The organism is Brevundimonas staleyi, assembly GCF_041893865.1.
In the GTDB taxonomy this organism is placed as follows: domain Bacteria; phylum Pseudomonadota; class Alphaproteobacteria; order Caulobacterales; family Caulobacteraceae; genus Brevundimonas; species Brevundimonas staleyi.
The window spans coordinates 2,403,075-2,428,873 of sequence record NZ_CP169082.1 but is presented as its reverse complement, the minus strand read 5'-3'; the positions used below and the strand labels follow the sequence as shown (position 1 = coordinate 2,428,873).

The 25,799-nt window shown below is 66.2% G+C and carries 33 protein-coding genes and 2 pseudogenes; 29 read left to right on the top strand and 6 right to left on the bottom strand.

Annotated elements, in window-relative coordinates:
- Nucleotide 1: 1 nt before the first annotated feature.
- The 25 genes and pseudogenes from rpsC (at nucleotide 2) to ACETK8_RS12270 (ending at nucleotide 16,165) form a co-directional block, all read left to right on the top strand.
- Complete coding sequence (rpsC, locus tag ACETK8_RS12390) at nucleotides 2-751, top strand: 30S ribosomal protein S3 (protein WP_374036228.1); 750 nt, start codon at nucleotides 2-4, stop codon at nucleotides 749-751.
- A 5-nt stretch (nucleotides 752-756) separates the two neighbouring features.
- On the top strand, nucleotides 757-1,197 hold the full coding sequence (gene rplP, locus ACETK8_RS12385) for a 50S ribosomal protein L16 (RefSeq protein ID WP_374036227.1): 441 nt from the start codon (nucleotides 757-759) through the stop codon (nucleotides 1,195-1,197).
- The gene (rpmC, locus tag ACETK8_RS12380; RefSeq protein WP_209322806.1) at nucleotides 1,197-1,394 is read left to right on the top strand and encodes a 50S ribosomal protein L29; all 198 of its coding nucleotides are present in this window, start codon (nucleotides 1,197-1,199) and stop codon (nucleotides 1,392-1,394) included. The genes rplP and rpmC overlap by 1 nt, the downstream gene beginning before the upstream one ends.
- A 9-nt stretch (nucleotides 1,395-1,403) precedes the next feature.
- The gene (gene rpsQ / locus ACETK8_RS12375; protein ID WP_374036226.1) at nucleotides 1,404-1,655 is read left to right on the top strand and encodes a 30S ribosomal protein S17; all 252 of its coding nucleotides are present in this window, start codon (nucleotides 1,404-1,406) and stop codon (nucleotides 1,653-1,655) included.
- Between the two features lie 18 nt (nucleotides 1,656-1,673).
- On the top strand, nucleotides 1,674-2,042 hold the full coding sequence (gene rplN / locus ACETK8_RS12370) for a 50S ribosomal protein L14 (protein ID WP_077354965.1): 369 nt from the start codon (nucleotides 1,674-1,676) through the stop codon (nucleotides 2,040-2,042).
- Nucleotides 2,043-2,044: 2 nt separating this feature from the next.
- Complete coding sequence (rplX, locus tag ACETK8_RS12365) at nucleotides 2,045-2,353, top strand: 50S ribosomal protein L24 (RefSeq protein ID WP_374036225.1); 309 nt, start codon at nucleotides 2,045-2,047, stop codon at nucleotides 2,351-2,353.
- Entirely contained in the window at nucleotides 2,353-2,913 is a 561-nt protein-coding gene (gene rplE, locus ACETK8_RS12360; protein ID WP_374036224.1) for a 50S ribosomal protein L5, read from the top strand. The genes rplX and rplE overlap by 1 nt, the downstream gene beginning before the upstream one ends.
- Nucleotides 2,914-2,932: 19 nt before the next feature.
- Nucleotides 2,933-3,238: a 30S ribosomal protein S14 gene (gene rpsN, locus ACETK8_RS12355; RefSeq protein WP_271085878.1), complete on the top strand. Its 306-nt coding sequence runs from the start codon at nucleotides 2,933-2,935 to the stop codon at nucleotides 3,236-3,238.
- 14 nt (nucleotides 3,239-3,252) lie between these two features.
- Nucleotides 3,253-3,651, top strand: coding sequence for a 30S ribosomal protein S8 (gene rpsH, locus ACETK8_RS12350; protein ID WP_271085879.1), 399 nt, complete (start codon nucleotides 3,253-3,255; stop codon nucleotides 3,649-3,651).
- Nucleotides 3,652-3,653: 2 nt separating this feature from the next.
- Entirely contained in the window at nucleotides 3,654-4,187 is a 534-nt protein-coding gene (gene rplF / locus ACETK8_RS12345) for a 50S ribosomal protein L6 (RefSeq protein WP_374036223.1), read from the top strand.
- A gap of 3 nt (nucleotides 4,188-4,190) precedes the next feature.
- Nucleotides 4,191-4,547 carry a 50S ribosomal protein L18 gene (rplR, locus tag ACETK8_RS12340; protein WP_374036222.1) on the top strand — a complete coding sequence of 119 codons (357 nt, stop codon included), beginning with the start codon at nucleotides 4,191-4,193 and terminating at the stop codon, nucleotides 4,545-4,547.
- An 11-nt stretch (nucleotides 4,548-4,558) separates the two neighbouring features.
- Nucleotides 4,559-5,185: a 30S ribosomal protein S5 gene (gene rpsE / locus ACETK8_RS12335; protein WP_374036221.1), complete on the top strand. Its 627-nt coding sequence runs from the start codon at nucleotides 4,559-4,561 to the stop codon at nucleotides 5,183-5,185.
- Between the two features lie 3 nt (nucleotides 5,186-5,188).
- On the top strand, nucleotides 5,189-5,377 hold the full coding sequence (gene rpmD, locus ACETK8_RS12330) for a 50S ribosomal protein L30 (protein WP_374036220.1): 189 nt from the start codon (nucleotides 5,189-5,191) through the stop codon (nucleotides 5,375-5,377).
- Between the two features lie 199 nt (nucleotides 5,378-5,576).
- A pseudogene (gene rplO / locus ACETK8_RS12325) lies at nucleotides 5,577-6,032 on the top strand (50S ribosomal protein L15); the annotation flags it as partial.
- 256 nt (nucleotides 6,033-6,288) lie between these two features.
- Nucleotides 6,289-7,671, top strand: a complete 1,383-nt coding sequence (gene secY / locus ACETK8_RS12320) for a preprotein translocase subunit SecY (RefSeq protein ID WP_374036219.1) — start codon at nucleotides 6,289-6,291, stop codon at nucleotides 7,669-7,671.
- Nucleotides 7,672-7,744: 73 nt separating this feature from the next.
- Nucleotides 7,745-8,314: an adenylate kinase gene (locus tag ACETK8_RS12315; protein ID WP_374036218.1), complete on the top strand. Its 570-nt coding sequence runs from the start codon at nucleotides 7,745-7,747 to the stop codon at nucleotides 8,312-8,314.
- A 65-nt stretch (nucleotides 8,315-8,379) separates the two neighbouring features.
- Nucleotides 8,380-9,114, top strand: coding sequence for an energy transducer TonB (locus ACETK8_RS12310; protein WP_374036217.1), 735 nt, complete (start codon nucleotides 8,380-8,382; stop codon nucleotides 9,112-9,114).
- 67 nt (nucleotides 9,115-9,181) lie between these two features.
- Entirely contained in the window at nucleotides 9,182-11,659 is a 2,478-nt protein-coding gene (locus ACETK8_RS12305) for a zinc-dependent metalloprotease (protein WP_374036216.1), read from the top strand.
- Nucleotides 11,660-11,714: 55 nt separating this feature from the next.
- Entirely contained in the window at nucleotides 11,715-12,455 is a 741-nt protein-coding gene (locus tag ACETK8_RS12300) for a hypothetical protein (RefSeq protein ID WP_374036215.1), read from the top strand.
- Nucleotides 12,456-12,554: 99 nt separating this feature from the next.
- Nucleotides 12,555-12,923 (top strand): 30S ribosomal protein S13, encoded by a 369-nt coding sequence (gene rpsM, locus ACETK8_RS12295; RefSeq protein WP_374036214.1) that lies wholly within the window; start codon nucleotides 12,555-12,557, stop codon nucleotides 12,921-12,923.
- Nucleotides 12,924-12,935: 12 nt separating this feature from the next.
- Nucleotides 12,936-13,325 carry a 30S ribosomal protein S11 gene (gene rpsK, locus ACETK8_RS12290; RefSeq protein ID WP_374036213.1) on the top strand — a complete coding sequence of 130 codons (390 nt, stop codon included), beginning with the start codon at nucleotides 12,936-12,938 and terminating at the stop codon, nucleotides 13,323-13,325.
- Nucleotides 13,326-13,414: 89 nt separating this feature from the next.
- Entirely contained in the window at nucleotides 13,415-14,434 is a 1,020-nt protein-coding gene (locus tag ACETK8_RS12285; RefSeq protein WP_374036212.1) for a DNA-directed RNA polymerase subunit alpha, read from the top strand.
- Nucleotides 14,435-14,539: 105 nt separating this feature from the next.
- On the top strand, nucleotides 14,540-14,959 hold the full coding sequence (gene rplQ, locus ACETK8_RS12280; RefSeq protein WP_374036211.1) for a 50S ribosomal protein L17: 420 nt from the start codon (nucleotides 14,540-14,542) through the stop codon (nucleotides 14,957-14,959).
- Between the two features lie 85 nt (nucleotides 14,960-15,044).
- On the top strand, nucleotides 15,045-15,515 hold the full coding sequence (locus tag ACETK8_RS12275) for a GNAT family N-acetyltransferase (RefSeq protein WP_374036210.1): 471 nt from the start codon (nucleotides 15,045-15,047) through the stop codon (nucleotides 15,513-15,515).
- Nucleotides 15,512-16,165 (top strand): glutathione S-transferase family protein, encoded by a 654-nt coding sequence (locus ACETK8_RS12270; RefSeq protein WP_374036209.1) that lies wholly within the window; start codon nucleotides 15,512-15,514, stop codon nucleotides 16,163-16,165. Before ACETK8_RS12275 ends, ACETK8_RS12270 begins: the two co-directional genes overlap by 4 nt.
- Nucleotides 16,166-16,174: 9 nt before the next feature.
- On the opposite strand, the pseudogene ACETK8_RS12265 reads toward ACETK8_RS12270, so the two are convergent.
- Nucleotides 16,175-16,882 (bottom strand): annotated as a pseudogene (locus ACETK8_RS12265) (IS5 family transposase).
- Nucleotides 16,883-17,498: 616 nt separating this feature from the next.
- Between ACETK8_RS12265 and ACETK8_RS12260 the strand changes: the two are divergent.
- Entirely contained in the window at nucleotides 17,499-18,410 is a 912-nt protein-coding gene (locus tag ACETK8_RS12260) for a LysR substrate-binding domain-containing protein (RefSeq protein ID WP_374036208.1), read from the top strand.
- On the opposite strand, the gene ACETK8_RS12255 is transcribed toward ACETK8_RS12260, so the two are convergent.
- The 4 genes from ACETK8_RS12255 to ACETK8_RS12240 form a co-directional block, all read right to left on the bottom strand.
- Complete coding sequence (locus tag ACETK8_RS12255) at nucleotides 18,382-19,242, bottom strand: hypothetical protein (protein WP_374036207.1); 861 nt, start codon at nucleotides 19,240-19,242, stop codon at nucleotides 18,382-18,384. The genes ACETK8_RS12260 and ACETK8_RS12255 overlap by 29 nt on opposite strands.
- A complete protein-coding gene (locus ACETK8_RS12250; protein WP_374036206.1) occupies nucleotides 19,232-20,173 on the bottom strand; it encodes an ABC transporter ATP-binding protein in 942 nt (313 codons plus the stop codon). The genes ACETK8_RS12255 and ACETK8_RS12250 overlap by 11 nt, the downstream gene beginning before the upstream one ends.
- A 108-nt stretch (nucleotides 20,174-20,281) precedes the next feature.
- The gene (locus ACETK8_RS12245; protein ID WP_374036205.1) at nucleotides 20,282-20,800 is read right to left on the bottom strand and encodes a hypothetical protein; all 519 of its coding nucleotides are present in this window, start codon (nucleotides 20,798-20,800) and stop codon (nucleotides 20,282-20,284) included.
- The gene (locus ACETK8_RS12240; protein WP_374036204.1) at nucleotides 20,801-21,328 is read right to left on the bottom strand and encodes a hypothetical protein; all 528 of its coding nucleotides are present in this window, start codon (nucleotides 21,326-21,328) and stop codon (nucleotides 20,801-20,803) included.
- A gap of 273 nt (nucleotides 21,329-21,601) precedes the next feature.
- Here ACETK8_RS12240 and ACETK8_RS12235 point away from each other — a divergent pair, with 273 nt between their 5' ends.
- From ACETK8_RS12235 to ACETK8_RS12225, 3 genes are read left to right on the top strand one after another with little or no spacing between them, the layout of a single operon-like run.
- Entirely contained in the window at nucleotides 21,602-22,807 is a 1,206-nt protein-coding gene (locus ACETK8_RS12235) for a saccharopine dehydrogenase family protein (protein ID WP_374036203.1), read from the top strand.
- 9 nt (nucleotides 22,808-22,816) lie between these two features.
- Nucleotides 22,817-24,013, top strand: a complete 1,197-nt coding sequence (locus ACETK8_RS12230; protein ID WP_374036202.1) for a carboxynorspermidine decarboxylase — start codon at nucleotides 22,817-22,819, stop codon at nucleotides 24,011-24,013.
- 44 nt (nucleotides 24,014-24,057) lie between these two features.
- On the top strand, nucleotides 24,058-25,275 hold the full coding sequence (locus tag ACETK8_RS12225; protein WP_374036201.1) for an ectonucleotide pyrophosphatase/phosphodiesterase: 1,218 nt from the start codon (nucleotides 24,058-24,060) through the stop codon (nucleotides 25,273-25,275).
- On the opposite strand, the gene ACETK8_RS12220 is transcribed toward ACETK8_RS12225, so the two are convergent.
- Entirely contained in the window at nucleotides 25,272-25,676 is a 405-nt protein-coding gene (locus ACETK8_RS12220; protein ID WP_374036200.1) for a helix-turn-helix domain-containing protein, read from the bottom strand. The genes ACETK8_RS12225 and ACETK8_RS12220 overlap by 4 nt on opposite strands.
- Nucleotides 25,677-25,799: the final 123 nt, after the last annotated feature.

Genomic DNA, 25,799 nt, shown 5'->3' with positions numbered 1-25,799 from the left:
TATGGGTCAGAAAATCAATCCGATCGGTTTCCGCCTCGGCGTGAACCGCACGTGGGACAGCCGTTGGTTCGCCGACGGCGCGACCTACTCGCGTCTGCTGCACCAGGACCTGAAGCTGCGTACGTGGCTCAAGGAACGCCTGAACGCCGCCGGCGTGTCGCGCATCATCATCGAGCGTCCGCACAAGAAGTGCCGCGTGACGATCTATGCCGCCCGTCCGGGCGTCGTGATCGGCAAGAAGGGCGCTGACATCGAGAAGCTGCGCAAGGACATCTCGGCCCGCACCGAAGGCGAAGTTCACCTGAACATCGTCGAGGTCCGCAAGCCGGAAACGGACTCGCAGCTGATCGCCGAGAACATCGCGCAGCAGCTGGAACGCCGTATCGCCTTCCGCCGCGCCATGAAGCGCGCGATGCAGTCGGCCATCCGTCTGGGTGCCAAGGGCATCCGGATCAACGTTTCGGGCCGTCTCGGCGGTGCTGAAATCGCCCGTATGGAATGGTACCGCGAAGGTCGCGTGCCGCTCCACACGCTGCGCGCCGACATCGACTACGGCTTCATCGAAGCCAAGACGACCTACGGCATCATCGGCGTCAAAGTCTGGGTGTTCAAAGGCGAAGTGCTCGAGCACGACCCGATGGCCCAAGACAAGCGCTGGGCTCAGGAAGCCGCTGGTCCGTCGTCCAACGAAGGCCGTGAACGTGGTGGCCCGCGCGGCGACCGTGGTCCCCGCCGTGGCCGTGAGGGCTAAGGAACATGCTGCAGCCTAAGAAAACCAAGTACCGGAAGGCCTTCAAGGGCCGTATCCACGGCGCCGCCAAGGGTGGCTTCTCGCTGAACTTCGGTTCGTACGGCCTGAAGACCCTGGAGCCGGAACGCATCACCGCGCGTCAGATCGAAGCGGCTCGCCGCGCGATCACCCGCCAGATGAAGCGTCAGGGCCGCGTCTGGATCCGCGTCTTCCCCGACCTGCCCGTCACGGGCAAGCCGGCCGAAGTCCGGATGGGTAAGGGCAAGGGCGCCGTCGACCACTGGGCGGCCCGCTGCCACCCGGGACGCATCCTGTTCGAAATCGACGGCGTTGCCGACGACGTGGCTCGCGAAGCCCTGCGTCTGGGCGCCGCCAAGCTGCCGGTCCGCACCAAGGTGGTCACCCGCCTCGACGCCGGCATCGCCCATACGGAGGCCGCCGCCTGATGACCAAGATCGCTGATCTCCGCTCGCAGACGACCGACCAGCTGGGCGACCAGCTGCTGTCGCTCAAGAAAGAGCAATTCAACCTGCGCTTCCAGGCGGCCACCGGCCAAATGGAAAAGACTCACCGCGTCGGTGAAGTCCGCAAAGACATCGCTCGCATCTCCACGCTTCTGCGTGAGAAGCGTTCGGCCTCGTAAGGAAACACCATGCCCAAACGTATCCTGGAAGGTGTGGTTGTGTCCGACAAGGGCGACAAGACTGTCGTCGTCGTCGTCCAACGCACGCTGCTGCACCCGGTCATGAAGAAGATCGTGCGCCTGTCCAAGAAGTACCACGCCCACGATGAGTCCAACGCCTTCAAGGAAGGCGATGTCGCTCGCATTCGTGAGTGCGCCCCCAAGTCCAAGCTGAAGCGCTGGGAGGTCCTGTCCAAGGACGCCCCGGCCTCGGCCTCGTAATCAGAAGGATCTGACACTATGATCCAGATGCAAACTAACCTGGAAGTGGCCGATAATTCGGGCGCCCGCCGGGTCATGTGCATCAAGGTGCTGGGCGGCGCTAAGCGTCGCTACGCCTCGGTGGGCGACACCATTGTCGCCTCGGTCAAGGAAGCCATTCCGCGCGGTCGCGTGAAGAAGGGTGAAGTGGTTCGCGCCATCGTCGTGCGCACCGCCAAGGACATCCAACGCAAGGACGGTTCGGTCATCCGCTTCGACAAGTCGGCCGCCGTCATCGTCAACAAGCAGAACGAGCCGGTCGGCACGCGGATCTTTGGCCCGGTTCCTCGCGAACTGCGCGCCAAGAACCACATGAAGATCATCTCGCTGGCCCCGGAGGTCCTGTAACCATGGCCGCCAAGATCAAGAAGGGCGACCGCGTCGTCGTCCTGACCGGCAAGGACAAGGGCCGTACCGGCGAAGTCCTGAAGGTCCTTCCGACCGAAAACCGCGTCCTGGTTCAGGGCATCAACATGGTTCAGCGCCACACGCGTCCGACCCAGGGTGACCCGCAGGGCGGCATCAAGAACAAGGAAGCCTCGCTTCACCTGTCGAACGTCGCTGTCGCCGACGCCAACGGCAAGGCGACCCGCGTCGGCTTCCGCGTCGAGGGCGACGCCAAGGTGCGCTTCGCCAAGACCACGGGAGACGTCATCTAATGGCTGACACCAAGTACACTCCGCGCCTCAAGACCGAGTACGTCGAGCGCATCAAGGGCGTGATGACCGAGAAGTTCGGCTACACGAACCCGATGCAGATGCCCAAGCTGGACAAGATCGTCCTGAACATGGGCGTCGGCGAAGCCGTCGCGGACTCCAAGAAGGTCAACGCGGCCCTCAAGGATCTGACGGCCATCGCCGGTCAGAAGGCCGTGCCGACCAAGGCCCGCAACTCCATCGCCGGCTTCAAACTGCGCGAAGGCATGGTCATCGGCGGCAAGGTCACCCTGCGCGGCGACCAGATGTATGAGTTCCTGGACCGTCTGATCACGATCGCCCTGCCGCGCGTGAAGGACTTCCGTGGCCTCAAGCCGACGTCGTTCGACGGTCGTGGCAACTACGCCATGGGTCTGAAGGAGCACATCGTGTTCCCGGAGATCAACTACGACCAGATCGACCAGATGTGGGGCATGGACATCATCGTCTGCACCACGGCCAGGACCGATGACGAAGCGCGCGCGCTTCTGACCGAGTTCAAGTTCCCGTTCGTGAAGAACTGAGCGGGAAGGGAAAAGCAAAATGGCAAAGAAAAGCGCCGTAAACCGCAACGAAGCCGTCAAGGCCCTGGTTGCGAAGTATGCCGCGAAGCGGGCCGCCCTCAAGGCGACCGCCAACGACGAGAGCCTGCCTCTGGAAGAGCGTTTCGACGCCCGCCTGAAGCTGGCCGAGCTGCCGCGTAACTCGGCCGCCGTCCGTATCCGTAACCGCTGCGAAGTGACGGGCCGTCCGCGCGCCTTCTATCGCAAGCTCAAGATGAGCCGGATCGCCCTGCGTGAACTCGGCAACCTGGGTCAGATCCCGGGCCTGACGAAGTCCAGCTGGTAAGGGGAGCGACAGACATGATGATCAACGATCCCCTGAGCGACATGATCGCTCGCATGAAGAACGCGGCGATGCGCAAGCGTTCCAAAGTGCTCACCCCGGCCTCCCGTCTGCGCCAGCGCGTCCTCGACGTGCTGCAGGACGAAGGCTACATCCGCGGCTATTCGCTGGTTCAAAACCCCGGCGAGTTCCCGCAGTTCGAGATCGAGCTCAAGTACTTCGACGGCCAGCCGGTCATCGCTGAAATCGCTCGCGTGTCCAAGCCGGGCCGCCGCGTCTATTCGGCGATCACCGATCTGAAGCCGGTCAAGAACGGCCTGGGCATCTCGATCCTTTCGACTTCGAAGGGCGTCATGTCCGACGCCGCTGCTCGCGACGCCAACGTCGGCGGCGAAGTCCTCTGCAGGGTCTACTAAGAATGTCCCGTATCGGAAAACGTCCCATCACCGTGCCGAAAGGCGTGACCGTCACCATCGACGGCCAGACCGTGACCGTGAAAGGCCCCAAGGCCGAGCGTTCGTGGACCGTGGCCGACGAAGTCGAGGTCAAGCACGAAGGCGATGAACTGAACCTGGTGCTGCGCACCGACACCCAGCGCGCTCGCGCCATGTGGGGTCTGTCGCGCACGCTGCTGGACAACATGGTCACCGGCGTCACCACCGGCTTCGAGCGTTCGCTGGAACTGGTCGGCGTGGGTTACCGCGCCGCCATGAAGGGCAACGACCTGTCGCTGCAACTCGGCTTCTCGCACGAAGTGGACATCAAGGCTCCGGCCGGCGTGACCTTCGCGGTGCCGAAGCAGACCGAGATCAAGATCTCGGGTCCCGACAAGCAAGTCGTCGGCGAGCTGGCCGCCAACATCCGCAAGCTGCGTCCGCCGGAGCCCTACAAGGGCAAGGGCGTCCGTTACGCGGGCGAGAAGGTCCGTCGCAAGGAAGGCAAGAAGAAGTAAGTCATGGCTCTTTCTCTGCAACAACAAGCCAAGAAGCGCACCGAGCGCAACCGTCGCCGCCTCAAGGCCGTGGCCAACGGCCGCCTGCGTCTGTCGGTCTACCGTTCGGACAAGAACATCTCGGCCCAGGTCATCGACGACGCCAACGGCGTCACGGTGGCCGCCGCCTCGTCGCTGGAAGGCGGCAAGGGCGCAAGCGGTTCGAACGTCGAGGCCGCTGCCAAGATCGGCAAGCTGGTCGCCGAGCGTGCTCTGGAAAAGGGCGTGACGGACGTGGTCTTCGACCGCGGCGGCTACATCTATCATGGACGGGTGAAGGCGCTGGCGGATGCCGCGCGTGAAGCCGGCCTGAACTTCTAAGGACCGCACAGATGGCGCAAGCTCCTCAGCGTGGCGGCGGACAAGGCGGCGAACGCCGCGACCGTCGCGACAATCGCAACAACCCCGCTGTCGCCGAAGGTCCGGATTCGGACATCGTCGAAAAGCTGGTCCACATCAACCGCGTCGCGGCCACCGTCAAAGGCGGCCGTCGCTTCAGCTTCGCAGCCCTGATGGTCGTCGGTGACGGCAAGGGTCGCGTCGGCTTCGGTCACGGCAAGGCGCGCGAAGTGCCGGAAGCCATCCGCAAGGCGACCGAAGAAGCCAAGAAGACGATGATCCGCGTTCCGCTGCGCGAGAACCGCACCCTGCACCACGACGGCGCTGGCCGTTGGGGCGCCGGCAAGATCATGATGCGCGCCGCCCCTCCGGGAACCGGCGTCATCGCGGGCGGTCCGATGCGCGCCGTGCTCGAAACCCTCGGCGTCCATGACGTCGTGGCCAAGTCGACCGGCTCGTCGAACCCCTACAACATGATCCGTGCGACGTTCGAAGCCCTCAAGGTCCAGTCGTCGCCGCGTCAGGTCGCTTCGAAGCGTGGCAAGAAGGTCGCCGACCTGATGGGCCGCCGCAACGACGGCGCCTCGGCGCCGGTCGAAGCCGAAGCCGTGGAGTCCTAAGTCATGGCCGAGAAGAAAACCGTCACCGTGCGCCAGATCGGTTCGCCGATCCGTCGCAAGAACGACCAGCGCGCCACTCTGGTGGGCCTGGGTCTGAACCGCATGGGCCGCGAGTCCACGCTGGAAGACACCCCCTCGGTCCGCGGCATGATCGCCAAGGTCCAGCACCTGACCGAGATCGTCGAGAAGTAAGCCTTATCCTCTCCATCTGGAGAGGGCAGGGCGACCAGGTAGGGGCGGCTCGCGAGAGTCGCCTTTACTGCTTTGTGGGGAGCCGCTATAGCGCGCGACCTTGAAGTTCCGGGTTCGGTCGTTTCGGCCGGATCCACACATTGAAATCACGCCGAGTCCGGGTCTGGCCCGGGCGCTAGCACCCGAAAGGATCAGGCACATGAAACTGAACGAAATTCGCGACAACGAAGGCGCCCACAAGAAGCGTATGCGCGTCGGCCGCGGCCCGGGTTCGGGCAAGGGCAAGACCGCCGGTCGCGGCGTCAAGGGTCAGAAGTCGCGTACCGGCGTGGCCATCGGCGGCTTCGAGGGCGGCCAGATGCCGCTGTACATGCGTATGCCGAAGCGCGGCTTCAACAACCCGAACGCGCTGAAGCTGGCCGAAGTGAACCTGTGGCGCCTGCAAGACGCCGTCGACGCCGGCAAGCTGGACGTCAAGGGCGAGATCAAGGGCGAGGCCCTGGTCGCCGCCGGCGTGATCCGCCGCGTCAAGGACGGCGTCCGTCTGCTGGGCACCGGTGAACTGAAGGCCAAGCTGAACCTGGTCGTCTGGTCGGCCACGGCCGGCGCCAAGAAGGCCATCGAAGCCGCCGGCGGTTCCGTGACCGAACAGCGCATCGAAGCCGAAGCCAAGGCCGCCGCGCGCGTCGAGAAGCGCAACGCCGCCAAGGGCAAGGTCCCGGCTCCGAAGGCTCCGCGCGGCGACGCCAACAAGGTCTCGGCCCGCTCGGCCCGTACCGCCGCCAAGGCCTGATCCAATAAAGCTTGAAGGGCGGTCTCGCTAAGGGGCCGCCCTTCGCCTATCTGGACTGAGGCGTCGGATTCGAGGATCGGATCGGACGTCGCTTACAGACAAGTCGGGGTAACGACATATGGCTTCGGCCGCCGAACAACTTGCCGCCAATATGAACATGGGCTCGTTCGCGAAAGCGACCGAGCTCCACAAGCGTTTGCTGTTCACGCTTGGCGCGCTTCTCGTCTACCGCCTCGGCACCTATGTGCCGATCCCTGGCATCAACTCCGCCGCCTTCCTGCAGTTCTTCCAGGATCCGGACGGACAGCGCGGCGTCCTGGACATGTTCAACATGTTCTCGGGCGGCGCCGTGGAACGGATGGCCGTCTTCGCACTGAACGTGACGCCCTACATCTCGGCGTCCATCATCGTGCAGCTCATGGGCAGCGTGTATCCGCCGTGGGAGAAGCTGAAGAAGGAAGGCGGCGAAAGCGGCCGCAAGCAGTTGAACCAGTACACCCGTTATCTGACGGTGTTCCTGGCGCTGGCGCAGTCGTTCGGCATCGCGGCGGGCCTCAACGCCCAGCCCGGCCTGATCGACGAGCCCGGCCTGTTCTTCATCGCCACCACGGTCGTTTCGCTCACGGGCGGCACCATGTTCCTGATGTGGCTGGGTGAGCAGGTGACGGCGCGCGGCGTCGGCAACGGCATCTCGCTGATCATCTTCGCCGGTATCGTCGCGGTTCTGCCGGGCACGATCGCGCGGATGCTGGGTCTGGCCCAGCAGGGTCAGATGTCGGCCTTCGCCCTGCTGTTCATCGCCATCCTGGCCGTGGCCACGATCGTCTTCATCGTCTTCATGGAACGCGCCCAGCGCCGTCTTCTGATCCAGTATCCGAAGCGCCAGGAAGGCAACCGGATGGCCGGGGGCGAACGCTCGTTCCTGCCGCTGAAGGTGAACACCGCGGGTGTCATCCCGCCGATCTTCGCCTCGTCGCTGCTGCTTCTGCCGACCACGGTCGCGCAGATGACGGCGACGGCCGATCTGCCGGCGTGGATGAGCTGGCTGCCGCTCGTGACCGCGCAACTGACCCACGGTCAGCCTCTGTTCATGGCGCTGTACGCCGCCCTGATCATCTTCTTCTGCTTCTTCTACACCTCGATCACCTTCAACCCGGAGGACACGGCCGAGAACCTGAGGAAGTACGGCGGCTTCCTGCCGGGCATCCGTCCGGGCAAGCGCACGGCGGAATATCTGGACTACGTCCTGACCCGCCTGACCGTGATCGGCGCCGCCTACATCACGGCCGTCTGTCTGCTGCCGGAACTGATGGTCGCCAACATGGGCAACAGCCTCTACTTCGGAGGAACGTCTATCTTGATCGTGGTCTCGGTGACGATGGACACTGTGGCCCAGATTCAGTCCCAACTGCTGGCGCACCAGTATGAGGGCCTGATCAAGAAGGCCCGCCTGCGCGGCGGTCGTGGAGGTCGCGGCGCTCCGACGCCCGTCCGCCGCTAGAAGACGTCTCAAGTGGGCTGCCGCGCGTAGCCCGCTTGAGCCCAAGCCGAGAGCCCAAGGGAGGGGCCTGAACGTGAATCTGATCCTGTTCGGGCCCCCCGCGGCCGGCAAGGGCACGCAAGCCAAGCGTCTGGTCGAACAGCGCGGCATGGTCCAGCTGTCGACCGGCGACATGCTGCGCGAGGCGATCGCCTCGGGCTCGGAGTTGGGCAAGCAGTGCCAGGAGATCATGTCGAAGGGCGGTCTGATCGCCGACGACATCGTCATCGCCCTGATCGAGGCCCGCCTGAAAGAGGCCGAGGACGCCGGCGGCGCCATCTTCGACGGCTTCCCCCGCACCCTGGGTCAGGCCGAGGCGCTGGACGCCATGCTGGCCAAGCTGGGCAAGCAGATCGACGCCGTGGTGCGCCTCAAGGTCGATGACTCGGCCCTCCTGGACCGCGTCGCCAAACGCTATGCCGACCAGGGCCGCCCGGACGACAATCCGGAGAGCTTCAAGGTCCGTCTGGACGCCTACAACCGCAACACCGCGCCGCTTCTGCCCTACTATGCCGACAAGGGTCTGCTGACCGAGGTCGACGGCATGGGTTCGATCGAGTCGGTCGCCGCCGCCATCGACGGCGCCCTGGCGACGCCCGCCTGAAGCTGAACATCGCCTGAGCCTTCCTCGGGCCCGCGCGTTCAGCCGGGGTCATGATAGAAGCGCTCGTGGATCACAGACCTCCATCCTCGCGGTCCCGCCGCCTGCGCCGTCTCGGCATCATCGCCGGGGTCGCCTTGGCGCACGTCGGAGTGTTCGCGGCCATCGGGCTGCAGCAGGCGCGGGTGATCGACGTGCCCTTGATCGATCCGATCGAGGTCGAACTGTTCCGGCCCTTCACGCCGCCGCCCCCTCCGCCGCCGCCCGAACAGCCCTCCGTGGCCGAACCCGGAGGCGGAGCGCCCGCCGCGCCTTCGCGGGTGCATGTGACCCCGACGCCTCCCGAACGCCCCCCGGAACTGCCCGTCGCCCCGCCGACGCCGGCGCCCGAGACCTCCCTGGTCATCGGGGCGTCACCCACCGCCAGCCTGAACGCGGGCCTGGGCCAGGGCGGGCAGGGGACCGGCACGGGTTCCGGAACCGGGGATGGCGATGGGCCGGGGTCGGGGACGCGCCCCCTGATCCTGCGCGGCGCCTCCAGCAACGACATCCTAGCCTTCGTGCCGCCCGAGGCGCGGCGACAGCGGCGAGCAGGGCGCGCAGCCGTCAGCTGCGTCGTCCGTGCCGACACCCGGCTGGAGCAGTGCCGCGTCCTGGAGGAAAGCCCCTCCGGCTTCGGCTTCGGCGAGGCCGCCGTGCGGGTCGCCGAAGCTCACTTCCGCGTCCGGCCCGGCACGACCGCGTCCGGGCGGGTCGTGGAAGACGGTCGCATGACCGTCGGGGTCAATTTCGGACGGCAGTAGCGCCGGGTTTGACAGCCAGCAGGCAATCACCCCCAACTGCGCCCGGCTTTGGGCAAGGGGGCGTCTCATGACTTTCAGGTTCGGCGGAACGGCGACGGCGATCGCCCTGGCTCTGGCGATGGGCGGCATGGCCCCTGCCGTGGCGACGGCCCAGTCGGCGCCCGCCGGCTATAGCCAGAGCATCGAGGGTCTGACGCGTCAGGATGGCCTTCTGACCCTGTTCACTGATCCGGCGTCCGGCAAGGTCCTGCTTCAACTGCCGCCCGCCGCCGAGGACGGGGCCCTGGCCCGCGTCATCCACCACACGGCGCTGAGGACCGGCGTCGGCTCCGCGATCACGGGGCTGGATCGCGCCCAGATCGGCCCGACCAACATCCTGGCCTTCCGTCGCATCGGCAAACGTGTGCTGGCCGAGTTCGAGAACCCCCGCTATCGCGCGCCCGCTGGATCGGCGGACGAACAGGCGGCAGCGCGCGACGCCTTCGTCGGCTCGACCGTCTGGGCCGGAGACGTGGTCGCCACGGCGCCGGACGGATCGGTGCTGGTCGACATCTCCGGCTTCATCACCCGCGACGCCCACGGCATCGTCCCGACCCTGGCCCAGGCGGGGCAGGGGAGCCTCAGCCCGGTCTCCGACCTGACCATGGTCGATGCGTCCCAGGCCAAGGCCTTCCCCGACAATGTCGAGCTGGAAGCCCGGCTGACCTTCTCGGTGAACAGCCCCGGCCCGGTGCTGCGCCAGATCGCGCCGGACGCGCGGCTGGCCACCTTCACCGTCCACCACAGCTTCATCCGCCTGCCGGACGACGCCTATCGGCCGCGCCCCTATGATCCGCGCACCGGGGCGCTGAGCACCGTCGTCACCGACTTCTCCGCGCCGCTGAGCGACCCCATCGTCAGCCGTCTGGCCAACCGCTTCCGGCTGGTGAAGACCGACCCGACGGCGGCCCGATCCACCGTGGTGGAGCCGATCGTCTTCTACGTCGACCGCGCCGCGCCCGAACCGATCCGCTCGGCCCTGGTCGAGGGGGCCATGTGGTGGGCCGACGCCTTCGAGCGGGCGGGCTATATCGACGCCTTCCGCGTCGAGGTCCTGCCCGAGGGGGGGGATCCGCTGGACGCCCGCTACAACGTCATCAACTGGGTCAATCGCGCGACCCGCAGCTGGTCCTACGGCCAGTCCGTCGTCGATCCGCGCACGGGCGAGATCGTCAAGGGCTCGGTTCTGCTGGGAAGCCTTCGCATCCGCCAGGACATGCTGATCTTCGAAGGTCTGGTCGGGGAGGCCGAGAACGGCGCGGGCGGCCCGAACGACCCGCAGCAGATCGCCCTGGCCCGCATCCGCCAGCTGTCGGCGCACGAGGTGGGCCACGCTATCGGCCTGCTGCACAATTTCGCCGCCTCGACCCAGGATCGCGCCTCGGTGATGGACTATCCGGTGCCGCAGATCGCGGTGAACGGCGATCGGCTGGACTTCCACGATGCCTACGCCGTCGGCATGGGCGGCTGGGACCGGTTCGCCATCGACTGGCTCTATGCCGACGTGCCCCAAGCCGAGCTGGATCGCCGGGCGACGGCGGGGGCGGCGACCTGGCGGTTCACCTCCGACCCGGATGCACGCATCGGCGGTGACGCCCAGGTCTGGGGCAGTCTGTGGGACAATGGGTCGGACCCGGTCGCGGAGCTGGATCACCTGATGCAGGTGCGGCGCGTGGCCCTGAACCGGTTCGGCCTGGCCTCCATGCCGACGGGGGCGGCGGTCAACGACCTGCGTCGCCGGCTGGTGCCCATCTATCTCTACCATCGCTATCAGGTGGACGCCGTGGCCAAGCTGGTCGGGGGCGTGGACTATGGCTACCCGGTCGCGGGCGACGGGCATGAGGCGGCGACGGCGGTTCCGGCCGCGACACAGCGCGCGGCCCTGCAAGGCCTGATCGCGACCCTGTCGCCGGCCGAGCTCGATCTGCCCGATCCCCTCCTGGCCCTCCTGGCCGCCCAGCAGTCCGGCGACAGCGATCCCCAGCACGACATCGAGGTCTTCGCCTCGCGTCAGGGCCGGGTCTTCGACGCCGGCAGCGCGGCCGAGGCGGCGGCGGACGCGACCCTCTCGGCCCTGTTCGCGCCCCAGCGGGTGGAACGGCTGACCGACATGGGGCGTCGCGACCCTGCGGCGCTCGGCCTGACCGAGACCATCGATGCGGTGACGACGGCCGTGTTCGCTCCGGCCCCCGGCCGCCTGGGCGAGCCCGCCCGCCGGGTTCAGGCGCGGACGGCCCTGACGCTGGCGGGGCTCTTGCGGTCGAACCGGGTGTCGGCGACGACGGCGGCCGTGGTTTCGGACCGGCTGGAGGCCCTGGCCGGAAGGCTGGCGACCTCTCGTGCATCCGATCCGGTGCAGCGGGCCCACGACCGCTGGCTGGGCGCCCTGCTGCAGGACCGCGAGCGTCTGGATCAACTGCTGGAGGCGAACCGGATGGAGACCCCGACGCCGCCGGGCAGCCCCATCGGGGCCGAAGCCTGCTGGCACTGCTCGCCGGCTGCTTGACGCTCAGGTCTGCGCGCTACACCTTTCGGCGTTCGGGCTAGAAGGGGCGGACGCGATGACGGGGGCGACGGCCGCGATCGAGGGACGCAGACGGGTCGCCATCGGCGCCGGGGTCGCTGCCCTGCATGTCGGCGTCCTGCTCTGGCTGGGTCTCAGCGTCGTGCCGGTCCTGCCCGAGGTCACGACCCGCGCCATTGACGTGGTCATGATGCGGCCCGCGCTCGGCCCCGCGCCGATGACCGAAAGCCCCGTCACCGGCGGCGGCGCGGCGTCGGCCCCCTCGACCGTTCACCGGCCGCCCGAGCCGCGTGTGGAGGCGGTGGAACTGACCGCGCCGGTCGAGACGGCGGCGGTGCAGCCGCTGGTCCTGGGCGTCGCGCCCCTGGTCGGTCCTTCGAATTCCTCAGGCGCGGGATCCGGATCGGGCGACGGCATAGGCTCTGGAACGGGACCGGGCGCTGGAGGCGGCGGGGCCGCGGCGGTGCTGATCGCCGGTCCGGTCGGGGCCGCCATCACTCGTGACGTCAATTCCCTGTCTCTGGTCCGGGCCGACCGCTCGCACGTGGTGATGCGCTGCCGCATTCGCCTGAACCAGCGTCTGGACGGATGCCGCGTGATCGGAGGGCATCCCCGACCGTCAGGCTATCGCGAGACCGCTCTGCTGCGCGTACAGGAGTTTCGCTTCCGTCCAGCCATGCGCGCGGGGCGTCCCGTGGACGGCCGTCCGGTCGTGGTCGCCCTCGCTTTTCCGCCGCCGGATATCGAGCCGGCGACCGCACCGGTTGACGCAAACTGAATCACCTGTATAAGGCGCGCTTCCGCGAAAGGCGTGCACGCTCCTGGTCTGTTGACCGGAGCGGTTTCTGCGTCTGTCAACGCGCATCTGGAGATCTTCGTGGCCCGTATCGCTGGCGTCAACATTCCGACCAACAAGCGCGTTCTGATCGCGCTGCAGTACATTCATGGCATCGGCCCTGCGTCGGCCAAGGAAATCACCGAGAAGGTCGGCATCACGCCCGAGCGTCGCGTGAACCAACTGACGGACGCCGAAGTCCTGCAGATCCGCGAAACCATCGACCGCGACCACACCGTCGAGGGCGACCTGCGCCGCGAAACCTCGATGAACATCAAGCGTCTGATGGACCTGGCCTGCTACCGCGGCCTGCGTCACCGTAAGGGCCTGCCGGTCCGCGGTCAGCGCACCCACACCAACGCCCGCACCCGCAAGGGTCCCGCCAAGCCGATCGCCGGCAAGAAGAAGTAAGAGAGCTAGCTGATGGCCAAGGAACCGGGTCGCGTAAAGAAGCGCGAGCGCAAGAACATCACCTCGGGCGTCGCCCACGTGAATGCTTCGTTCAACAACACGATGGTGACCATCACCGACGCCCAAGGGAATGCGATTTCCTGGTCGTCGGCCGGTCACATGGGCTTCAAGGGTTCGCGTAAATCGACCCCCTACGCCGCCCAGATGGCTGCCGAAGACGCCGGCAAGAAGGCCCAGGAACACGGCCTGAAGACGCTGGAAGTCAACGTCTCGGGTCCGGGCTCCGGCCGTGAATCGGCCCTGCGCGCCCTGCAGGCCGTCGGTCTGACGATCACGACCATCCGCGACGTCACCCCGATGCCGCACAATGGTTGCCGTCCGCCGAAGCGCCGCCGCGTCTAAGCGAAGCCTACGCCTCCCCATCTCACGCCGGCCCTGTACGCACCTGACGAGGTAGCGAGGGGCCGGCGAACTCCATTCGAGGGACACCCATGATCGAACGAAACTGGCAAGAACTGATTCGTCCCGAGAAGCCGCAGATCGAACTTGGCTCCGACGCCCAGCGCAAGGCGCGCCTGGTGGCCGAGCCTCTCGAACGTGGTTTCGGCGTGACGCTGGGCAACGCCCTTCGCCGCGTTCTCCTGTCGTCGCTGCAAGGCGCGGCCGTCACCGCCATCCAGATCGATGGCGTCGTTCACGAATTCTCGTCGCTGGAAGGCGTGCGGGAAGACGTCGTCGACATCGTGCTGAACATCAAGCAGCTGGCGCTGCGCATGCACGCCGAGGGCCCGAAGCGTATGACGCTGCGCGCTACCGGCCCTGGCCCGGTCACCGCCGGCCAGATCGACGTCCCGTCGGACATCGAGGTGCTGAACCCGAACCACGTCATCTGCACCCTGGATGACGGCGCTTCGATCCGCATGGAACTGACCGTCCAGAACGGCAAGGGCTATGTCGCTTCGGAGTTCAACCGTCCGGAAGACGCCCCGATCGGCCTGATCGCCGTCGACGCCCTGTACTCGCCGGTCAAGCGCGTCGCCTATCGCGTCGAGCCGACCCGTCAGGGTCAGTCGCTGGACTACGACAAGCTGGTGCTGGAAGTCGAAACCAACGGCGCCGTGTCGCCTGTGGACGCCGTGGCCTACGCCTCGCGCATCCTGCAGGACCAACTGCAGATCTTCATCACCTTCGACGAACCGAAGAAGGCCGTGGAAGCGTCGGACGGCAAGCCCGACCTGCCGTTCAACCCGGCTCTGCTGAAGAAGGTCGACGAGCTGGAACTGTCGGTCCGTTCGGCCAACTGCCTGAAGAACGACAACATCGTCTACATCGGCGACCTGATCCAGAAGACCGAAGGCGAGATGCTCCGCACCCCGAACTTCGGCCGCAAGTCGCTGAACGAGATCAAGGAAGTGCTGACCTCCATGGGTCTGTCGCTCGGCATGGACGTGCCGAACTGGCCCCCGGAGAATATCGAAGACCTGGCCAAGAAGTTCGACGACCAGATCTAGTTTCAACCCTCCGCCCCGGCCACTGTTGGTCATCGGAGCGGTTAGAATGAATACGGCCAAAGGTCCCCGGAGGGGGAAACCCGGGCCGGAGTAGGAGAGACCCCGATGCGCCACGGCGCCGCCCACCGCAAGCTCGGACGCACCAGCGCCCACCGCACCGCCATGTTCGCGAACATGGCCGCCTCGCTGATCAAGCATGAGCAGATCACGACCACCCTTCCCAAGGCCAAGGAGCTCCGCCCCTTCGTCGAGAAGATGGTCACGCTCGGCAAGAAGGGCGACCTGCACGCCCGTCGTCAGGCCATCAGCCACATCCGCGACGTGACCCAGGTCGGCAAGCTGTTCGAAACGATCGGCCCGCGCTACGCCGAACGTAACGGCGGCTACATCCGCATCATGAAGGCGGGCTACCGCCACGGCGACAACGCCCCGATGGCCGTGATCGAGTTCGTCGATCGCGACACCGCCGCCAAGGGCCTGGACTCCGGTCCGGTCTACGCGGTCGAGGGTGACGACGAAGCCTAAGCTTCGACGCCGCATTCAGGCTATTGAAGGGGCGATCCGGGCGACCGGGTCGCCCTTTTGCTTTGGCTGGTGCAGGGTGGCGTCGATGAGCCAGCCGAAAATCGACATCGTCCCCTATCGCCCGGATCATGCGGGCGTCTGGGTGTCGCTGAACGAATACTGGATCCTGGACGGCGGCTATGCGCTGGAGACCAAGGACCGGCTGGTGCTGGACGATCCGGACGGGGCGATCCTGTCCAAGGGCGGGGCCATCTTCATCGCCGAGCACGACGGGGAGGGCGTCGGCTGCTGCTCCCTGATGGCCATGCCGGACGGCGGGTACGAGGTCGGCAAGATGGCGGTGGCGGCGGACGCCCATGGGCTGGGCCTGGGCCGCCGGTTGCTGGAGGCGTGCGAGGCCCATGCGCGCGACGCCGGGGCGCCGCGTCTGTATCTGGAGACCAACAGCGCCCAGACCCACGCCATCGCCCTGTACGAGCGGGTCGGCTTCGTCCACCTGCCGCCGCAACCGACGCCCTATGCCCGCTGCAATGTCTGGATGGAGAAGCCGCTGTGACCGACCTGATCCTCTACAGCCACCCGTTCTCTTCCTACTGCCAGAAGGCCATCGTCGCCTTCTATGAGAAGGACCTGCCCTTCACCCAGCGGATGCTGGAGGACGAGGGGGCGATGGCGGAGCTGAAGGCGGTCTGGCCCTTCGGCCAGTTTCCGATCCTGAAGGAGGGCGAGCGCCGCTTCGCCGAGGCCTCGATCATCATCGAGCGGCTGGACCAGATCTCGCCGGCCACGCCGATGATCCCGACCGACCCGGACCTGGCGCTGGAGGCGCGGTTCATGGACCGGGTGTTCGACAACCACGTCCAGGCCAACCAGCAACGCATCATCTACAACGCCCTGCGCCCCGAGGGGCAGCGCGATCCCCTGATCGACCAGGAGGCGCGAGCGAAGCTGGAGACGGCCTTCGCCTGGCTGAACGACCTGATGGCCGAGCGCACCTGGGCGGCGGGCGAGGTCTTCACCCTCGCCGACTGCGGGGCGGCGCCGGGCCTGCTCTACGCCCACTGGACCCATGCCATCCCGAAGGACCTCGTCCATCTGTGGGCCTATCGCCGCCGACTGCTGGCGCGGCCGTCCTATGCGCGGGCGCTGGACGAGGCGCGGCCTTACCGGAACTATTTCCCGCTGGGAGCGCCCGACGAGCCCTAGGGTCCAGACTCATAACCACCAGACGATGATGGCCGCGAGGGCGACGGCGGCTGCGTATGTGCAGGCGAGCTTGTCGTATCGAGTGGCGACGCGGCGGAAGTCCTTGATACGGCAGAAGGCGCGCTCGACGAGGTTCCTTCGCTTGTAAGGCTCGGGGTCGAAGGGGTGCAGTCGCTTGCGATAAGGCGCGTTGGGGATGACCGGGGTCGTGCCTCGCGCCAGCAGCAGGCGTCTCAGGACGTCGCTGTCGTAGGCCCGGTCGGCGGCGAGGGTCGCCGCGCTGGCCGGGCGTGATCATGAAGGCGACGAGCCGCCCCAATCCATCGACCAGGGCGTGCAGCTTGGTGGTCGGCCCGCCGCGCGAGCGACCTATGCCGTTGGCCGAAGCCCCCCCTTTCCGCCCGTCGCCGAGCGGTGAGCCTTGGCCCAGGTCGAGTCCAGCATCAGCTCGGCCGGCGGCCCGCCCGACGCCGCCAACTCTTCGAACGCCCTCATCCAGACGCCCGCCTTGGCCCAACGGACCCAGCGATTGTAGAGCGTCTTGCGAGGGCCGTAGATCGGCGGCGCATCGATCCAGCGCCCGCCGCTGATCAGCACATGAACGATTCCCGAGATCACCCGTCGATCATCGACCCGGGGCACGCCACGAGGCTTGCTCGGCAGAAACGGCCGAAGCCGCTCGAACTGAGCATCCGTCAACCAGAACTCTGAAGCCATGTTCGTCCTCCTGCCTCAAAGCAGGGAATCACGCTTCGCCCGATCTGGGAATCCCGCTTATGGGTCTGGACCCTAGTCGCCCTCGGCCTGCGAGGACTGCGGCCTGGCTCCGGGCTGTTGGCACTGTTTTCGAATTTCGAGTGCCAACGTGCCAACGTGCCAACGTGCCAACGTGCCACCGTGCCACAAGGCGGGGCTTGCACTGTTTCAGCAATTTCGAGTGCAGGCAGTGCAAGCGAAAGTCCAGAAAATCAGATGGTTGGGGTTCCCTGCTGACCACACAGTGCAGGATTATCTGAAATGCGGATCGCTTGAGTGCGCGGACCGTCAGGCTGACTTTTCAAAGACCGGCCTCCACGTGGGGTCGTGATGGGCGACGCGCAAGGCTAATCGAGGAATAAATTCTGCAAGATTGGGCGGGCGAAGCTAGCCGAGCGCGCAGTAGAGGACGGCGGCCCAGATAGCGACGGCGGCCAGGACATATCCAGCGCGATCCCAGAGGGTGCGGCGGGGCGGGGGCGGGTCTTTGTCGAACAGCGGCATCGGCCAGTTTGAAGCGGAATTGCCTCGCGGCCGAAATCGATTAAACCGGCGACAGTCTGTGAGCTGAGATCACATGAAGTCCGCCGCCCCACCGCCGCTGAACGCCCTTCGCGCCTTCGAGGCCTTCGCGCGCCATGGCGGGATGACGGCGGCGGCGGCCGAGCTGTGCGTCACCCACGGGGCGGTCAGCCGTCAGGTCGCGGCGTTGCAGGATCATCTGGGCGTCGCCCTGGTCGTCGGTCCCCGGCATCGGTTGACCCTGACCCCGGCCGGAGCGGAACTGGCCCAGCGGCTGACCGGGGCCTTCGCGACCATTGCTGAGGCCGTGGAGACGGCCCGCCGGGACGAACGACGCGAGATCGAGATCTCCTGCCTCGGCACCTTCGCCTTGAAATGGTTGATCCCGCGCCTGCCGGGCTTCATGGCCCTGCATCCCGAAATCCGGGTGAAGGTGTCGGAGTCCTACGCGTCCATCGACTTCACCCGCAGCCCCATCGACGGCGCGATCCGCATCTTCAATCCGGGTCAGACGGCGAAGCGGTCGGAGGCGACGCCCTTCCTGCCGCAGTATCAGGGGCCGGTCGGGGCGCCGTCGGTGACGCCGCCCGGCCTGAGCATCGAGGCCATGGGGCGGTTGCCGCGTCTGCACGCCTCCACCTTCCGCGAGAGCTGGGCGGTCTGGAGCGAACTGGTCGGGGTGCGGTTGCCGGCGGCCCAGTCGCGCGAGTTCCAGCACAACAACTCGATGATCGAGGCGGCGGCTGCGGGCATGGGCGTGGCCATCGTGCCCTGGGCCTTCGTGGCGCCGGACATCCAGGCGGGCCGGCTGGTCGCGCCCTTCGGCTTCGCCGAGCGGCCGTCGAAATTCGTCTTCCTGAGGCCCGAGGGGCGGCCGGACGCCTCGGTCGACGCCTTCCGCGACTGGCTGGTCGCGGAAGGCTCGGTCAGTCCGCCGCCTATTCCTTCGACAGGTCCTGGCGATTGAACCAGGCGATGGCCGCGACCAGCGGCACGACGCACCACAGCAGCAGACCCAGGATGGCGGGCCAGACGCCGCTATCCATTCCGGTCGTCAGGGTCGGGGTCTGCAGGATGGCGCCCTTCAGCACGTCGTAGGAGATGTTGGGCAGGAGGAGGTTCGGCTGCCACGACTGCGGCGTCCAGCCGACGAAGGCGATGAAATTGCCCACGAAGGCCTGGGCGATGCTGACCACGATGGGCACGAACAGGGTGGCGATCAGCGACCGGGTCATGACGGCGGCCAGGAGGCCCAGAAGGCCGACCTGAACGATGCGGATGTAGTTGAGCAGCAGGAGCTCGCCGAACTTCGCCGCCGTCTCGCCGTCCATGGAGATGGTCAGAGGCCGGGCGAATATGACCGCCTTGCCGAGCTCGCCGATCATGCCGAACACCAGCATGACCAGAAGCACGACCATGGTCAGCAGCTTGGCCACCCCGACCTTGCCGAGGATCAGGTTCAGCCGGCTGTTCCGCGCCGTCGTCAGTCGCCAGGTCTCCCAGCGGTAGTCGCCAGCATAGAGGGTCGCCATGCCGATCAGGACGAACAACAGGGTGATGGGATTGGCCATGTCGGTGGCCACCGAAACCAGCGACTGACCCAGGTCCAGCGGACCGCCGGCGATCAGGTCGGGCGGCAGGTTGGCGCCCTGGATCTCGACCATCTTGGACTTCATGAACACCTGACCGGCGATGCCGATGACCAGGGCCGTGACAGGGAAGAACAGGATGCTCCAGAAGGCCGTCGTGCGGTTCTTCGCGAAGCGATAGGCCTCGGAGCGAAGGGCGTCAGCCAGCATGGCCAACCTCCTGAATGAATTTCTCCGGATGTTGGATCGAGCCCGTCTCGGTCATGAAGACGCTCTCCAGATCGGCGCCGACCCAGCGGGCCTCGTCGATGTCGACGCCGCCGTTGACCAAGGCGCGCAGCAGGGCGGGGGCGTCCGAACGGGTCAGGGTGGCCATGACGGCGTCGCCCTCGATAGCGGCAGAGGCGCCGGGCAGGCCCGAGACGATCTCCAGCGTCTTCGACAGGGGCGTCACCGACAGGCGCAGACGTTCGCCGGACGCGGTCAACTCCGACACTGCGCCTTCGCGGACCAGCCTGCCCCGGTTCATGATGGCGACACGGTCGCAGACGCGCTGGACCTCCAGCAACTGGTGGCTGGCCAGGACGACGGTGATGCCGTCCTTCTCCGACAACGACCGAATCAAGGCACGCATCTCCTGGATGCCGGGCGGGTCCATGCCGCTGGTCGGCTCATCGAGGATGACGAGTTCGGGCTCGGTGATCAGGGCGGCGGCGACGCCCAGCCGCTGCAGCATGCCGACGGAGAAGCCGCGCACCTTGCGGTCGGCGGCCTCGGTCAGGCCGACGCGCTCCAGCCAGCCGGACACGCGGGCGTCGTCGGGCGTCAGGCCGTGGGCCGCCGACAGCCAGACCAGCACCTGACGCGCGGTCATGAAGGGCGGGAAGCGCGGCGTCTCGATCATCGAACCCATGCGGCGCGAGGCGGCCGCGTCGCCGATGCGGCCTCCCATCACCACCGCTTCGCCGTCGGTGGGGCGGATCAGGCCCAGCAGGATGCGGAACAGGGTCGACTTGCCGGCCCCGTTCGGCCCCAGCACGCCGTAGACCCCGCCGCGCGGGATCGACAGGCTCAACCCGTCCAGGGCGCGCACCGCCCCATAGGTCTTGGTCAGATTGCGGGTCTCGATGACAGCGTTCATGGACCGGACCATCGCCCGCTCCCGTTCCGCGAGCAAGCGGGCGCCGGATTAAGCTTCCGACAGGTTGGTAGCGGCAGAGCATTTAGACCGTGGCTCTGATCCGCCTAATCACTTCAACAGGATACCGCTGTAGTTCAGGGCGTCGGACAAGTTCACGAGACTATCAAAATCATATCTTCGTCCTAATCTCGCAGGCCAATAACGACCATGAGCGAGCCAATGGCGAAGATTCATCGCTCCGCGAATTTCACTTATCAATGATGCAGCGAGTATTCCGCTCGTTTTCCAAGCTTCCAGAATGTCCTGATCGAGGCTGACACGATCACCTTTGGTGTTCTTGAGCGACCTGAATTCCTTTCCGAGCGCAATCTTCTTGGGCCCGGTGCAGCGTTTGGCGAAATCGACGCGGAACGCTGCCTCGATGGTCGCGAGGAGGATGAGAGATTGAGTCAGTTCGAGTTCCGCGAGACGCTTGCGGAGATCAAGAGCGATCTCTTCGGCCGAGCAATCTCCAAAACGGGCAAGGTGATCCTCGGGACGCGAGAAGTAGGTCCGCAACGCGGATCGGCAATCCTCGTAGTGATCGACGATCTCGTCGCTGGTCAGATTTTGTCCCGATAGAGACACCTATTGAGCGACCGCCATAATCGCATCCATGAGTGTTGCGCGCTCCAGACGAATGTAGTCCTTTCGCGGGCCCTCGGAAATTTTCCAGGCGAGTTTCGGTTGCCGGTATGGAGCCTTGGCCTCCTGTTCGGCTTCTTCTGCGCTCAGGACCCGAATGTGGGCGCGTTCCGAGGCTTCGGGCACGAGAACGAACTTTTTGGCATCCCGAGGCCCCACCAGATCCACGCGCCCGAAAGCGCCAAATATCATAGCGCCAACCGGCTCGAGTGCGACGCGTGTCGCACCTATGCGGATGAGAAGCTGGTCGATCTTGTAATTACCTAGCAACTCTTCGGACATAGATCGATCCTGCCGTTCCATGATGATGGAGCCGTCCTTTATAAAATCTCCTAAGAACTCATTCACTTGGGAATAGAGGTCATCGACATTACGCCGCCATTCGTTGATCCGCAGCGCTCGCGATTCCGAGGCGTCCTTCGCGGCTGTGTTTTCCGCCGTGACGAATGTCGAAAAGTCCGTGCTGGTCATGGTTCGATCTCCTTGCCCACCTCACGAACATAGGTTGTTGCCCCTCCCAACGCCATTGGGATGGTCAGCGGATGCTATTCCAATCTCTCTTGTGTCCGATCTTACCGCTTAGGAAGCGACACAGCGGATAGGGGGGCGAGAAAGAATGGCCGTGAAAGACATAAAACAGTGCTTGGGGCCGGTTACGACTGACGCCATCCTCGTATAGAGGACCCGGTCCAGCGCGCCCCGTGGCGCGACGACAAGCGACACATGACTTCAGGAGTGGCGAAGATGAGCAAGGTTCTGGTGATCGGCGCAGGCGGCGTGGGATCGGTGGCCGTCCACAAGATGGCGATGAACCCCGATATCTTCTCGCACATCACCCTGGCCTCGCGGACCAAGTCCAAGTGCGACGCCATCGCCGCCTCGGTGAAGGAGCGCACCGGCGTCACGATCGACACCTTCGCCATCGACGCCGACGACGTGCCGGCCACGACCGCCCTGATCAAACAGGTTCAGCCGGTTCTGGTCGTCAACCTGGCCCTGCCGTACCAGGACCTGACCATCATGGACGCCTGCCTGGCCGCGGGCGTGAACTACCTCGACACCGCCAACTACGAGCCGCGCGACGAGGCCAAGTTCGAATACAAGTGGCAGTGGGCCTATCAGGAGCGCTTCAAGGAAGCCGGCCTGATGGCGCTGCTGGGTTCGGGCTTCGATCCCGGCGTGACCTCGGTCTTCACCACCTGGACCAAGAAGCACCAGCTGGACACCATCCAGACGCTGGACATCCTGGACTGCAACGGCGGCGACACCGGTCTGCCGTTCGCGACCAACTTCAACCCCGAGATCAACCTGCGCGAAGTGACCGCCCCGTCGCGTCACTTCGAGAACGGCCAGTGGGTCGAGGGGCCGGCCCTGACCAACAAACAGACCTTCGACTTCGAGGGCGTCGGTCCGAAGAACATGTACCTCATGTACCATGAGGAGCTGGAGTCGCTGGCCAAATTCTATCCGGAAATCAAGCGCATCCGCTTCTGGATGACGTTCGGGGACTCCTACCTCAAGCACCTCGACGTACTGGGCAATGTCGGCATGCTGTCGATCGAGCCGATGATGTTCCAGGGCCGCGAGATCATCCCGATCGAGCTCTTGAAGGCCCTGCTGCCCGAGCCGTCGTCGCTCGGCCCGCTGACCAAGGGCAAGACCAACATCGGCACCATCGCCACCGGCCTGAAGGACGGCGCCCTGAAGACGATCTACGTCAAGAACATCTGCGACCACGAAGAGGCCTATGCCGAGACCGGCAACCAGGCCGTCAGCTACACCACCGGCGTGCCCGCCATGATCGGCGCGGCCCTGATGGTCACCGGCGCCTGGAAGGGCGAGGGCGTGTTCAACATGGAGCAGCTGGATCCCGATCCCTTCATGGACATGCTGAACAAGCACGGCCTGCCCTGGACGGTCGAGGAGCTGGACGCTCCGCTGGCCTTCTGACCTAAAGCCATGTCGCACACTCCCACGGCCGCCATGGAAACCAAGGCCGGCGGTCCCGGCGCCTTCGCCGACTTCGACCTGAACCGCGTCCCGTCGCCCGCCTTCGTGGTCGACGAGGCCGCGATCCGGCGCAACCTCGCCATCCTGAAGGATGTCGGGGATCGCGGTGGCGCGCGCGTGCTGTCGGCGCTGAAGGCCTTTTCCATGTGGTCGCTGGCCGATGTGGTCGGCGAATACCTGGACGGCGTCTGCGCCTCGGGCCTGTGGGAGGCGCGGCTGGCGCGGGAGTTCTACAAGGGCCACCTGACCACCTATTCCCCCGCCTACAAGCCCGAGGACCTGCCCGAGATCCTGCGGATTTCGGACAGCGTCATCTTCAACACCCCGACCCAGGTCGCCCGTTTCGCCGACCTGATCGCGGCTGCTCGGGCCGAGGGCGCGGTGTTCGACATCGGCCTGCGCCTGAACCCCGAACACTCCGAGGCCGAGGTCGCCAAGTACGACCCCTGCCAGTTCGGTTCGCGTCTGGGCTTCCCGATCTCGCAACTGACGGCGGAGCATCTGGAGGGCGTCGACGGCCTGCACCTGCACGCCCTGTGCGAACAGGGGTTCGAGCCGCTGGAGCGGGTCTGGGGCGCCATCGAGCCCAAACTGACGCCGCTGTTGCCGCAGGTGAAATGGCTGAACCTCGGCGGCGGTCACCACGTCACCCGCGCCGACTACGACCGCGACGGCCTGGCCGCCTTCCTGAAGACCCTGGCCGAGCGCCACGGGGTGGAGGTCTATATCGAGCCGGGCGAGGCCATCGCGCTGGACGCCGGCATCCTGGTCGGAGAGGTGCTGGACACCTTCCAGAACAGCCTGCCCATCGCCATCACCGACATCTCGGCCACCTGCCACATGCCCGACGTGATCGAGGCGCCCTACCGCCCGGCCATGCTGGGCGAGGGGAGCGAGGGGACGCGCTATCGTCTGGGCGGCCCGTCCTGCCTGGCCGGCGACATCATCGGCGACTACGTCTTCCAGACCCCGCCGACGGCCGGAACGCGCATCGCCTTCCTGGATCAGGCCCACTATTCGATGGTGAAGACCAACACCTTCAACGGCGTCCCCCTGCCGGCCATCGCCCTGTGGAACTCGGCGACGGACGACCTGCGGATCGTGCGCGAGTTCGGCTACGACGCCTTCCGCGACCGCCTGTCCTGAGGCGTCGTCGCAGGGGCGTCGTGGATCCGGGCTAGGGTGCGGGCATGACTCGCATCCTGCTCGCCTGTATCGCCCTGTTCGCCTCGGCCACGACGGTCCTGGCCCAGACGTCGCACGACCCAAGCCCGACCGATCCGAAGCGTCCGCTGACGATCCTGATCTCCATCGACGGCTTCCGGCCGGACTATCTGGAGCGGGGCGTGACCCCGACCCTGTCGGCGCTGGCGACCGAGGGGGCGACGGCGTCGATGCGGCCGTCCTTCCCCAGTGTGACCTTCCCGAACCACTACACCCTGGTCACGGGCAAGCACCCGGACCACCACGGCATCGTCGGCAACAGTTTCAATGACGCCGAACTCGGCCGTTTCACCATGTCCTCGAAGGAGACCGCGTGGTGGGATCAGGCCGAGCCCATCTGGATCACGGCGGAGAAGGCGGGGTTGATGACCGCCACCATGTTCTGGCCGGGGTCGGAGACCCAGATCGACAACTATCGCCCGACCTACTATCGCCCGTTCGACCAGTCGGTGTCGGGGGAGGATCGGGTCTGGCAGGTCCTGACCTGGCTGGAGAGCGAGGGGCCGCTACGCCCTGATTTCGTGACGCTTTACTTTGATGCGGTCGACACAGCCGGTCACCGCAACGGGCCGGACGCGGCCGAGACCACGGCTGTCGTCGCGGCGGTCGATCGGCAACTGGCCGGCCTCGTCCAGGGCCTGAAGGACCGCGACCTCTACCACCAGACGACCTTCGTCATCGTCGCCGACCACGGCATGGCCGCGACGTCACCGGATCGGGTCATGTACCTGGACGACCTGATCGCGTCGGAGGCTGTCCAGATCGTCTACGGCGGATCGGTCGTCTATCTGGACGCCGTTCCGGGCCGCGAGGCCGAGGTCGAGGCGGCTCTGGTCAAACAGCATTCGCACGGCGTCTGTTGGCGCCGCGCCGACATTCCGGCGCGTCTGGTGCTGGGCTCCAACCCGCGCGTGTCGTCGATCGTCTGCATGGCCGATATCGGCTGGCTGTTCGGCACGCGGGCGCGAGAGGTGACCCGATCTGGCGGGGCCCACGGCTATGACAACGACGCGCCGGAAATGCGCGCCCTGTTCATCGCCAAGGGGCCCCGGATCGCGCCGGGCGTCGTCCTGACCGAGATGGACAGCGTCGACGTTCAGCCGTTGCTGGGCCGTCTGCTCGGCATCGCGGTTCCGGCCGGCGACGGCTCGGCGGACGACACCCTGCCGGCCATGGCCGACTAGGCCGAGGCCTCGTCCGTCTTCATCTGACGCATCAGATCCAGCACGAGGCGCTGCTGGTCGATGTTCAGACGCGGGCTCAGCTTGGCGATCTCGATGGACTGGCGCGTGACCGGCGCCTCGTAGTCGAACGCCGGCCCGTCGGGCTCGGCGAGACCCAGGCCCTGACCCAGGCCGGAGAAGAAGTATTCGACCCCGACGCCCAGGAAGCTGGCGGTCATCCACAGCTTGGACGCCGAGATGCGGTTGGTGCCGCGTTCGTACTTCTGCACCTGCTGGAAGGTGATCCCCAGCGCCTTGCCCAGATCGGATTGGGTGTGGCCCAGGGACATGCGACGCTCGGCGACGCGCCGGCCGACGTGGAGATCGACCGGTAGGGGAGGAGTGCGGCCTGTGAGGCTCATTTTGTTGACGCCCGTAAGCGAGCCAACGGCGGCTCGGATGGCGCAAGGCTAGTCCTAAAACCGGTGGTTTCAAGACCAAACTGCGACAACTTGCCACATTAAGGACGTTGGTTGAAAATACCC

Bases quoted from the DNA above. Each gene is read 5' to 3' on its own strand.
- rpsC (WP_374036228.1), top strand. From the start codon at position 2: ATGGGTCAGAAAATCAATCCGATCGGTTTCCGCCTCGGCGTGAACCGC.
- rplP (WP_374036227.1), top strand. From the start codon at position 757: ATGCTGCAGCCTAAGAAAACCAAGTACCGGAAGGCCTTCAAGGGCCGT.
- rpmC (WP_209322806.1), top strand. From the start codon at position 1,197: ATGACCAAGATCGCTGATCTCCGCTCGCAGACGACCGACCAGCTGGGC.
- rpsQ (WP_374036226.1), top strand. From the start codon at position 1,404: ATGCCCAAACGTATCCTGGAAGGTGTGGTTGTGTCCGACAAGGGCGAC.
- rplN (WP_077354965.1), top strand. From the start codon at position 1,674: ATGATCCAGATGCAAACTAACCTGGAAGTGGCCGATAATTCGGGCGCC.
- rplX (WP_374036225.1), top strand. From the start codon at position 2,045: ATGGCCGCCAAGATCAAGAAGGGCGACCGCGTCGTCGTCCTGACCGGC.
- rplE (WP_374036224.1), top strand. From the start codon at position 2,353: ATGGCTGACACCAAGTACACTCCGCGCCTCAAGACCGAGTACGTCGAG.
- rpsN (WP_271085878.1), top strand. From the start codon at position 2,933: ATGGCAAAGAAAAGCGCCGTAAACCGCAACGAAGCCGTCAAGGCCCTG.
- rpsH (WP_271085879.1), top strand. From the start codon at position 3,253: ATGATGATCAACGATCCCCTGAGCGACATGATCGCTCGCATGAAGAAC.
- rplF (WP_374036223.1), top strand. From the start codon at position 3,654: ATGTCCCGTATCGGAAAACGTCCCATCACCGTGCCGAAAGGCGTGACC.
- rplR (WP_374036222.1), top strand. From the start codon at position 4,191: ATGGCTCTTTCTCTGCAACAACAAGCCAAGAAGCGCACCGAGCGCAAC.
- rpsE (WP_374036221.1), top strand. From the start codon at position 4,559: ATGGCGCAAGCTCCTCAGCGTGGCGGCGGACAAGGCGGCGAACGCCGC.
- rpmD (WP_374036220.1), top strand. From the start codon at position 5,189: ATGGCCGAGAAGAAAACCGTCACCGTGCGCCAGATCGGTTCGCCGATC.
- secY (WP_374036219.1), top strand. From the start codon at position 6,289: ATGGCTTCGGCCGCCGAACAACTTGCCGCCAATATGAACATGGGCTCG.
- ACETK8_RS12305 (WP_374036216.1), top strand. From the start codon at position 9,182: ATGACTTTCAGGTTCGGCGGAACGGCGACGGCGATCGCCCTGGCTCTG.
- ACETK8_RS12300 (WP_374036215.1), top strand. From the start codon at position 11,715: ATGACGGGGGCGACGGCCGCGATCGAGGGACGCAGACGGGTCGCCATC.
- rpsK (WP_374036213.1), top strand. From the start codon at position 12,936: ATGGCCAAGGAACCGGGTCGCGTAAAGAAGCGCGAGCGCAAGAACATC.
- ACETK8_RS12285 (WP_374036212.1), top strand. From the start codon at position 13,415: ATGATCGAACGAAACTGGCAAGAACTGATTCGTCCCGAGAAGCCGCAG.
- rplQ (WP_374036211.1), top strand. From the start codon at position 14,540: ATGCGCCACGGCGCCGCCCACCGCAAGCTCGGACGCACCAGCGCCCAC.
- ACETK8_RS12275 (WP_374036210.1), top strand. From the start codon at position 15,045: ATGAGCCAGCCGAAAATCGACATCGTCCCCTATCGCCCGGATCATGCG.
- ACETK8_RS12260 (WP_374036208.1), top strand. From the start codon at position 17,499: ATGAAGTCCGCCGCCCCACCGCCGCTGAACGCCCTTCGCGCCTTCGAG.
- ACETK8_RS12255 (WP_374036207.1), bottom strand. From the start codon at position 19,242: ATGCTGGCTGACGCCCTTCGCTCCGAGGCCTATCGCTTCGCGAAGAAC.
- ACETK8_RS12250 (WP_374036206.1), bottom strand. From the start codon at position 20,173: ATGAACGCTGTCATCGAGACCCGCAATCTGACCAAGACCTATGGGGCG.
- ACETK8_RS12240 (WP_374036204.1), bottom strand. From the start codon at position 21,328: ATGACCAGCACGGACTTTTCGACATTCGTCACGGCGGAAAACACAGCC.
- ACETK8_RS12235 (WP_374036203.1), top strand. From the start codon at position 21,602: ATGAGCAAGGTTCTGGTGATCGGCGCAGGCGGCGTGGGATCGGTGGCC.
- ACETK8_RS12230 (WP_374036202.1), top strand. From the start codon at position 22,817: ATGTCGCACACTCCCACGGCCGCCATGGAAACCAAGGCCGGCGGTCCC.
- ACETK8_RS12225 (WP_374036201.1), top strand. From the start codon at position 24,058: ATGACTCGCATCCTGCTCGCCTGTATCGCCCTGTTCGCCTCGGCCACG.
- ACETK8_RS12220 (WP_374036200.1), bottom strand. From the start codon at position 25,676: ATGAGCCTCACAGGCCGCACTCCTCCCCTACCGGTCGATCTCCACGTC.